Below are 9,191 nucleotides of genomic sequence, written 5' to 3' on the forward strand. Positions count from 1 at the left end.
AAGAGGTAAGTCTTATCAATATTATCACGGTAAAATTTTAAGGTTAGTCTCAGATTATTAAAATCTCAATTATCGAGTAAATTTTTATATATTTACCGAAATATCAAACTATGCAATTTCTTTACTTTGATGCAGGATTAGGAGCGATGTTGATACAAGCACTTGTAGCAGCTGTTGCTGGAATCGCGCTATTTTATAAAAGTATCACTCATAAAATAAAAAGCATCTTCGGATTGCATAAAAACACTTCTGAAGGAGAAGTGTTTGACGATATAAATATTGATGATTCTACGATAGAAAACGCATCGAAAGATGACAAATAATTCACGACATGCTTCCTCATATCGCGATCCAAGCGGACATGTATATGTTGAGAACAATATCATAAAAAGAATCATATTCCCAAGTTATTTTCCGCAATACGAAGCGCTAAAAACATCCGGATTCTTTCAAAAAGCATTTCAGCACAAACTGTTGATTCCGCATGAAGAAATAGAAAACTCTGCAACGCAAATCTGTATTCAGCCTGAGCAAATTCCGTTTATCACCTATCCGTACGAATGGAGTTTTCAGCAATACAAAGAAGCCGCGTTACATACGCTAAAACTGCAAAAATATGCATTGCAACACAACTTTTCATTAAAAGATGCAACTGCATATAACATCGCTTTTCACAAAGGAAGTGCAATCTTTATTGATACGCTTTCGCTAGATTTTTATGCTGAAAATACACCTTGGCGTGCGTACAAACAATTCATAACGCACTTTTTAGGTCCGTTAGTGGTGGCAAAATATCACGGAGCCGAATTTCTAAAAACAATGTCAAACTTCATTGATGGAATTCCGTTAAAATTGATAGCTTCTTTATTGCCAGGGAAAACAAAATTAAATCCGTTTTTATACACCAACATTCACTTATTGGCTAAATATGAAAACAAGCATCAAGAAGAAAATGTAAAAGAAAGCAAGCAAGCTTCACTATCTAAAAAAGGCTTGTTCAATATTATTGATAGTCTATACAATTACATCAAAAAATTACAACTCAAAGAACAATCGGAATGGGGAAATTACTATCAGAAAACAAACTATTCTGATACGGCTTTTCAGCAAAAATCAACCATCATCAACGATTGGATTCAAAATATACAAGCCAAATCAGTCATTGATGTTGGAGGAAATGATGGTACGTTTGTTCGTCAAATCACAAGTGATATTGAGGTTGCATTGGTTGGAGATATTGACAACAATGCAGTAGATCAAAATCATTATTCGGTCAAAAAAAATAAAGAACAAAACATGTTGCCTTTTGTGATCGATTTGCTAAATCCATCAGCGGCAATTGGTTTTCAAAACACAGAACGTTTCTCGTTTATTCAGCGTGTGCAAGAATTTATACCAGATGCAACCTTAGCATTGGCGTTGATTCATCATTTATCACTAACAGGAAATGTGCCTTTTGAAAACTCAGCAGCATTCTTTGCATCGTTCTCCAAAAACCTCATCATTGAATTCCCAAAACGAGCCGATTCGTATGCAACGCGTTTACTCAATGCAAAAGCGGAATTCAAAGATCAATTTGGACATTACAATCTAGAGAATTTTGAAAAAATATATTCCGAACATTTCGAATTAGTCGCCAAAACAAACATTCAAGATTCCGAACGCGTTTTATATCTATTTAAGAACAAAAAATCGTGAGTACACTTAAAAAGAACATAGAAAAATTTGTAGCAAGTTCTAAAGACTATCCAATCATTTTTGCGCTTGCGGCAAGTTTATATGCGTTCACATATGTATTTGCTTCTAACTTTATGTTGGTCAATTCGGGATTTCAGTTTTTGGTTATTTTCAGTACGTACATTGTATTTCCTTTAGTTGTTTTTTTACTTTCTTGGGAATTGGTAAAACGACTCAAATTTCTAAACAAATTCAAGCAATATTTATTACCTGTTTTAAATGCAATGTTTTTCGGATTTTTCTTTGTGGGAAGAATTTACAGTTTTCAAAATAAGAAGATTATTCTAGGAGTTGTCATTGTTTGTGCGCTTCTCGCGATTGTACTCAGAAAGCAATACAAAAAAATCATAGTATTACAATTCATCATGGCATCTGCTGCTTTTGTTACGATGATCCCAACACTATATGGAGCGTTTTTTGATTCAGATGAATGGCGAAACTATCCAGAAGAAATAGTTCAAACAAAATTTAAAACATTTCCAAATATATATGTCATTCAGCCAGATGGATATGCAAATTTTAATGAATTGGCAAAAGATCCGTACAACTTTCAGAATGGCGAATTTGAATCATATTTAAAAAATAGTGGTTTCAAATTATATAAGAATTTCCGAAGCAATTACACATCTACAGTATTGTCGAATGGTTCTATGTTTTCCATGAATCATCACTACAAAGGCGAACAATTATTTGGTGCTAGAGAAGTCATTGCAGGAGAGAATCCAGTGATAGAAACTTTAAAGAACAACGAATACAAGACGTTTCTATTCATGGAAAATCCGTATTTACTATTGAATCGACCAGAAATAAAATATGACTATTGCAATTTTGACATGGAAGAAGTTCCTTGGTTTGGAATTGGCGCTTTCGGAAAACGAAAAAAGTTACTTCAGCCTTTAGTGGAAACCATCAAAAAACAGCAAGGAAAACGCAGTTTCTATTTCATTGAGAAAATTGTACCTGGACATATTTCAACTTTCAAAAGTGCATCCAAAGGAAAAGAAATTGAACGTAAAAACTATCTCCGACAACTAAAATATGCAAACGATTGGCTAAAAGAAATCACGGAACTCATCATAAAAAATGATCCAAACAGTCTTATAATTATCGCAGCTGATCATGGTGGTTACGTAGGATTGGATTATACCAAAGCACTCTTTCAAAAACAAACCGATGAAAAAATAGTGTATTCAGCATTTTCTGCGGCATTAGCAATCAAATGGCCAAACAATGCTGTGCCAAGTTATGATGTGCAACTCAAAACACCTGTCAATCTTTTTAGAACGGTTTTTGCCTATTTAGGAGACAATGAAGCATTACTGCAAAACAAGCAAGAAGATACAAGTCATTCGTTGATCACAAACGGAATTTTAAGTGATGTTTATGAATATATTGATTCGGATGGAAATGTAGTGTTTAAAGAGGTTGATTAATAAGTTTTAAACTCAAATTACAATCCAACCAGCTTTAAAAAAAGTAAGTTTGCAATTCTCAATAAACTCTTTGAGCGTAGTTTTTTCCGTAGCTTTTTCATACGTTAACTCAAACAAATATACTTGAGGATTTGCTGTTTTGGGTCTGCTTAACCAAAAACGAAAGCGTTTTATCTTTGGTGAATTTGATAAAAAACGGAGTTCTTTTAGATTACCAATAAACAAGTTGTCTCCACGATTCATTTCGTACAAATAACGTTGACCTAATGAGAGTGAATCCAATTCTTTGGCTGATTTTTTTGGTTGAGTTGTATATCCGCTAATAAGCTGAGGGTATAAAATTCCTTTGGTGAAAATCAATTCTAAAGTTTTATGAATTCCTTGAACTTGAAAAACTTTGTCATTATAACTGAAACTTGTACTACTTATTTTCTTAATATCTTTAGTATATACTTGATACGTAGTTTTTTTATATTCCTTTTTAAAAAGCTCCTGAGCCCAATAATTTTCTTGTTCACCTTGATTCTTGAAAGGCGGTTTTAATTCTTCCTTTTTAGTTGAATTTTGTGATTGACAGGTTGCTGCAAAAATCAATAACAGTACTGTTATTAGGTTTTTCATCTTATCTTTTTGCTAAATTTATTGAATTAAATTCAATTGTAAAATATGCAATGAGTGAAACGTTGTTTTGATTTAGTAATCAATTTATTTTTCGGATAATCTGTTCAAAATAAATTAAAATCTCTTTTTCAAATCCAACAGATATTTGAGGTCCATTATAATAACCAATGCCAAATAGTGTAGGTTCTTCTTTTTTGGAAACCCATATACAAGGAAAATCTTCTAAGTTGTTTTTTTTGTTAGAATAAAAACACAAGCGATACATACTTCTGTCAGGAAATAGTTTTTTAGTTTTTGCAATGGATTGAATGCTTTTTGAAAATTGTTTAATAAGTAACCATTCTTTTGGTTCCATATAATCAGTTTGTGATGGTTGTGTAAATTTAAACCAAGACAATTCAAGTAAAATTTCTTTGTCATCAATCAAATCCGAAATGTCTATTGGTGACTTATTATAATTGTTAAAAAAATATTTTAGACTAATTTTCAACTCTAAAAACTTAAAAATGATGTTGATTATTTCTTCTATGTCAGAAGAATAGAGACTTGGTAAAAAAACGCCTTGACATTGAAAAGAAACCCAAATTTCTTTTTCTTCACGAACGCGAATAATTTCCATAGATCTATCTTCAACGCCTTGGTAAGCAATTTGCTTACCAATTTCATTTGATTCTTTATCTAAGCGCAGTGTAGAGCCAATTTGGAGTAATTTTGTGTTTAAAATGTCGGTTATGTGCATTCTTTGTTTTGTGAATAATTTGCAATATAAATATTCTATGTTACATGTAATAACTTGAGAAGTATACCTATAAAGTAATTATAACTAGCCTATGTTTACTTGAAAATGAAAATAACAAAATTACTGCAATTCATAATGCTATTTATAAAGGAATAAATAAGCGTAAAAATTGAAGATTTTGATTTCAATCAACATTTGATAAAGCTTAAACCTAATTAGAATGGTAACTAAATTACATTTTTCCACACTACAACTACCAAACTCACGTTAAAATTAGTAAATTCACTTTTTCTAAACCAAACCTAATTTATACACTAACCAAATATACAAGTGAATCGAAATTGCTTTGGGACAACTTTGTCTCAGCGGCAAAGAATAGTACATTTTTGTTCTATCGCGACTTTATGGACTATCATCAAGATCGTTTCAAAGATCATTCCTTGTTACTTTACAAAAAGGATAAGTTAGTAGCTGTATTTCCTGCAAATCAACGGGAAAACGTACTTTATTCGCATCAAGGATTGACGTATGGCGGATTGGTTATAAATGAGAATCTGAAGCTAAAAGATGTGGCTGCATGTCTTAAAGTGATCTTGGACTATTTAAAAGAAAACGAGATTCAAAAAGTGCAAGTGAAGTTGTTGCCATCAATTTACAGTCCGCTTCCAACAGATGAATTAAAGTATTTATTTTTTATTCTAGAAGCGAGATTAGCACGAAGAGATGCACTTTCGGTGGTAAATATGCAACACAGACCAAAAATCTCAAAAGACAGAATCGCAGGAAAAAAAAGAGCCGTCAAACATGGTTTAGTGATCAAAGAAGTCAATACATTTGATGAATTCTGGAACGAGATATTAATTCCGAATTTAGAACGAAAACACGCAGCGAAACCAGTACATTCTTTAGCGGAAATTCAAAAATTGAAGAATCATTTTCCAAATAAAATTCGACAATTCAATGTGTATAAAGACAATGTGATTGTAGCTGGAACAACGATTTTTGAAACAGAATTTGTAGCGCATTCGCAATACATTTCTGGAAATGAAGACAAAAATAATTTAGGAAGTTTAGACTTTTTGCATCTGTATTTGCTAGATGAAGTATTTCAGGATAAAATGTATTTTGACTTCGGAATTTCAAACGAAAATCAAGGGAAAAACATAAACGGCGGTTTGCACTATTGGAAAGAAGGTTTTGGCGCAAGAACGATTACGCAAGATTTCTATGAAATAGATGTGCAACAACAGCACAAACTTGACACGATTTTTATATGATAAAATTTCTAGATTTACATACACTCAACGCACGATTTGAAGCGGAATTTCAAGAAGAATTCAAGAAGTTCCTCGATTCAGGATATTACGTGTTGGGAAATAATGTAAAAGCGTTTGAAAAGGAATATGCTGCCTATTGCGGAACAAAACATTGTATTGGTGTCAGCAACGGATTAGACGCACTAACGTTGATTTTGGAAGCGTATAAAATCTTAGGGAAGCTAGAAGAAGGTGACGAAGTTATTGTGCCAGCTAACACATACATTGCAAGTATTTTAGGAATCACAAAAGCAGAATTAAAACCTGTCTTGGTAGAGCCGAATATAGAAACATTCAATATAGATGCTTCGGAAATAGAAGCAGCAATTACTTGGAGAACGAGAGCGATTCTAGTTGTACATTTATACGGGCAATTGACTGATATGAGTGACGTCCAACGCATTGCAAAAAAACTAAATTTGCTTGTTATGGAAGATGCTGCACAGGCACATGGCGCGAAAAATACGGAAGGAAAGAGTGCAGGAAATTTAAGTGATGCAGCAGGATTTAGTTTCTATCCAACCAAAAACTTAGGCGCATTGGGTGAAGCTGGAGCAGTCACAACAAATGATGATGAACTAGCGGAAATCGTAACAAAACTGCGCAACTACGGAAGTTCGTCAAAATATGTAAATCAGTACAAAGGAGTGAACAATCGTTTGGATGAAATTCAAGCCGCTTTTTTAAGAGTGAAATTACCACATTTAGATGCAGATAATGAAGCGAGAAGGCAAGTTGCATTACGCTATTTAAACGAAATCAAAAATCCATTAATTATATTGCCAACATATCAAAATGATACTTCTCATGTGTTTCATCAATTTGTGATTCGAACTAGTGACAGAGCAGCGTTACGTGCATATTTAACAAAAAACGAAATCGGAACATTAATTCATTACGAAATTCCGCCACACAAGCAAGAAGCATACAAAGAGTGGAGTCATTTGCATTTCCCGATCACAGAAAAAATACATGACGAATGTGTCAGTTTGCCTATAAGTCCAATTTTAGAAATGGATGAAGTCACAAAAGTTATTTCAGTACTAAACAACTATAAAAACCAGTAGCAATTCCCCATGCATTTATGGCAGAAAAGGAGCAATTTTCATACACACATATCTTAAAAGCAACATCGTTATTTGGTGGTGTACAGGTTTTTAAGATTCTGATTTCGATCATTCGTGTGAAAATTGTAGCGATTCTATTAGGTGGAGTTGGAATGGGAATTATTGGATTGTTCAATAGTACAATTCAGGTGGTAAGCGAAATTGCAAAACTTGGTTTAGACACAAGTGCTGTAAAAGAATTGGCACATGTACATGCTTCAAAAGATGAAAAAGCAATTGTAGAAACTGTAAGTATTCTGCAAAAGTTTATTGCCATTACAGCGATTATTGGCGCAGTTTTTACCATCATATTTTCTGCATTATTAAGTCAATTAACCTTTGGAAATACAGACTATACTTTTGAATTTATTTGGTTGGCCATCGCCATCTTTTTTATGCAATTAACCAATGGGAAAATTGCCGTTTTACAAGGAACGCAAGCACTCAAAAAACTAGCAGTCGCCAATGTTTTAGGAAGTACAGTCGGATTGATTGTGTCCGTTCCATTATATTATATCTACGGAATTGAAGCAATTGTTCCCACAATCATTATTACGGCAGTCGTGATCTTTCTATTCTTTTGGTATTTTGTAAATACGCTCAAAATTCAACGCATTTCATTAGGAGTCAAAGAAGCATATCACAAAGGAAAAGACATGCTGCACTTAGGTTTGGTGTTGAGTGTGACGGGAATCATTACGTTATCGGCAACCTATGCACTGCAAATTTACATCAGATATATTGGCGGATTGGACGAAGTAGGATATTACACAGCAGGATTTTTAATCATAAACGCGTATGTTGGAATGGTTTTTAACGCCATGGGAACCGATTATTTTCCACGATTATCTGCCATTCATACAGATAATGCAAAAGTGCAAATTGCGGTAAGAAATCAAGCGACAATCGCCATTTTACTCATCACACCAATCATTACAACATTTTTTATAGCAGCGCCATTAGTGGTGAAAATATTATACTCTAAAGAATTTCTAGTCATTTTAGGATTGATCTCTTGGGGTGTTTTGGGAATGGCTTTCAAAGCAGTTTCTTGGTCAGTTGGCTATGTAATTTTAGCAAAAGGTGATTCCAGAATATTTGTAAAAACGTCTATCTGTTTCAATATTTTAATGTTAGGAATGAACGCTACTGGCTACTATTTTTACGGATTGACAGGTTTGGGAATCAGCGTATTGATGTACTATATAATTCACTTTGTAAGTCTGCTGATAATTACAAAAATATTTTATGGTTTACAGTTTCAAAACAGCTTTTACAAACTCTTTATTCAATGTGTTTTATTGAGCGGAATGGCGTTTGCGTGTACATTTATAGAAAGTAATTATCTCAAATATGGCGGAATGATTGTAGTAATGCTACTTTCTTATATCTTTACATATTCGCAATTGCAGAAAAAAATGAACATCAAACAGTTGATAAAAAATAAGCTTTCAAAACGATCATGAGACGGATTTTTAATAAAATACGAAGTATATGGAGGTTTTATTTTGCAGTAAACTGGATAAAAACAATTTACTTTAACTACAAAAAATTTCCGTTTCACATTGCGAAAAAGCTACCTGTATTCTTCTATGGTTCGGTGAAATTTTCAAACATCAGTGGTGAAATTATTTTAGATGTTCCAGAAATAAAAAAAGGAATGATAGGTTTTGGACAGAAGTTTGAATTGCCAACACGTTCCAAAAGAATCGCAGAACTTTCAGTGTTGGGGAAACTCGTTTTTAAAGGAAATGCACATATCGGAATTGATTGTTTTGTACATGTCGGAGAAGGCGCGTACTGCGAATTTGGCTATATGTCTTGCTTAGGTTCAAACGTAAAACTCATCTGTAAAGAAGAAGTTATTTTAAGTGATTGGGTCGGAATTGGCTACGAATCACAACTCACAGATTCAAACTTTCACCCGATGATGAATACGGAAACTGGCGAATACTATCCAATGACAAATCCTGTGCATTTGGCAAAATACAATGCATTTTCCAACAGAATTTCTATAATGCCAGGTACGAGAACTCCTGAAAATTGCGTCATTGCTTCCAACTCAGTCGTAAACAAAGATTACAGAGATTTAGGAAGTAATATATTAATTGGCGGTGTTCCTGCAAAACTCATCAAAAACAACTACAACCGCGATTGGGATGGCGAAAAAGAAATGCTGAAGAAGTATAAAATTATTTGGTAATTTTTTAGTTTATGAGTTTATAAGTTGAAGAGTTTA

At 33.3% G+C, this 9,191-nt stretch carries 9 protein-coding genes; 7 read left to right on the forward strand and 2 right to left on the reverse strand.

Features of this window, described 5'->3' with window-relative positions; genetic code table 11:
- The first annotated feature begins 110 nt into the window (after positions 1–110).
- From ACRBBL_RS23620 to ACRBBL_RS23630, 3 genes are read left to right on the forward strand one after another with little or no spacing between them, the layout of a single operon-like run.
- Positions 111–323, forward strand: a complete 213-nt coding sequence (locus tag ACRBBL_RS23620) for a hypothetical protein (protein ID WP_431371567.1) — start codon at positions 111–113, stop codon at positions 321–323.
- Positions 313–1,698 (forward strand): class I SAM-dependent methyltransferase, encoded by a 1,386-nt coding sequence (locus ACRBBL_RS23625; protein ID WP_431371568.1) that lies wholly within the window; start codon positions 313–315, stop codon positions 1,696–1,698. Before ACRBBL_RS23620 ends, ACRBBL_RS23625 begins: the two co-directional genes overlap by 11 nt.
- Positions 1,695–3,170 carry a sulfatase-like hydrolase/transferase gene (locus tag ACRBBL_RS23630; protein WP_431371569.1) on the forward strand — a complete coding sequence of 492 codons (1,476 nt, stop codon included), beginning with the start codon at positions 1,695–1,697 and terminating at the stop codon, positions 3,168–3,170. Before ACRBBL_RS23625 ends, ACRBBL_RS23630 begins: the two co-directional genes overlap by 4 nt.
- A gap of 12 nt (positions 3,171–3,182) precedes the next feature.
- Here the strand turns inward: ACRBBL_RS23630 and ACRBBL_RS23635 are convergent, their stop codons facing one another.
- Both ACRBBL_RS23635 and ACRBBL_RS23640 read right to left on the reverse strand, forming a co-directional pair.
- Positions 3,183–3,791: a hypothetical protein gene (locus tag ACRBBL_RS23635; RefSeq protein ID WP_431371570.1), complete on the reverse strand. Its 609-nt coding sequence runs from the start codon at positions 3,789–3,791 to the stop codon at positions 3,183–3,185.
- A 79-nt stretch (positions 3,792–3,870) separates the two neighbouring features.
- Positions 3,871–4,530, reverse strand: coding sequence for a hypothetical protein (locus tag ACRBBL_RS23640; RefSeq protein WP_431371571.1), 660 nt, complete (start codon positions 4,528–4,530; stop codon positions 3,871–3,873).
- A gap of 404 nt (positions 4,531–4,934) precedes the next feature.
- On the opposite strand from ACRBBL_RS23640, the gene ACRBBL_RS23645 reads away from it, so the two are divergent.
- Genes ACRBBL_RS23645 through ACRBBL_RS23660 form a run of 4 tightly spaced genes read left to right on the forward strand, consistent with a single transcriptional unit; the run spans position 4,935 to position 9,155 of the window.
- Positions 4,935–5,807: a GNAT family N-acetyltransferase gene (locus ACRBBL_RS23645; RefSeq protein WP_431371572.1), complete on the forward strand. Its 873-nt coding sequence runs from the start codon at positions 4,935–4,937 to the stop codon at positions 5,805–5,807.
- A complete protein-coding gene (locus ACRBBL_RS23650; protein ID WP_431371573.1) occupies positions 5,804–6,913 on the forward strand; it encodes a DegT/DnrJ/EryC1/StrS family aminotransferase in 1,110 nt (369 codons plus the stop codon). Before ACRBBL_RS23645 ends, ACRBBL_RS23650 begins: the two co-directional genes overlap by 4 nt.
- Positions 6,914–6,930: 17 nt before the next feature.
- Complete coding sequence (locus ACRBBL_RS23655; RefSeq protein WP_431371574.1) at positions 6,931–8,418, forward strand: O-antigen translocase; 1,488 nt, start codon at positions 6,931–6,933, stop codon at positions 8,416–8,418.
- Complete coding sequence (locus tag ACRBBL_RS23660) at positions 8,415–9,155, forward strand: acyltransferase (protein WP_431371575.1); 741 nt, start codon at positions 8,415–8,417, stop codon at positions 9,153–9,155. The genes ACRBBL_RS23655 and ACRBBL_RS23660 overlap by 4 nt, the downstream gene beginning before the upstream one ends.
- The last annotated feature ends 36 nt before the right edge of the window (positions 9,156–9,191 follow it).

The sequence above is a fragment of the Kordia sp. genome (genome assembly GCF_050633145.1).
GTDB lineage: Bacteria > Bacteroidota > Bacteroidia > Flavobacteriales > Flavobacteriaceae > Kordia.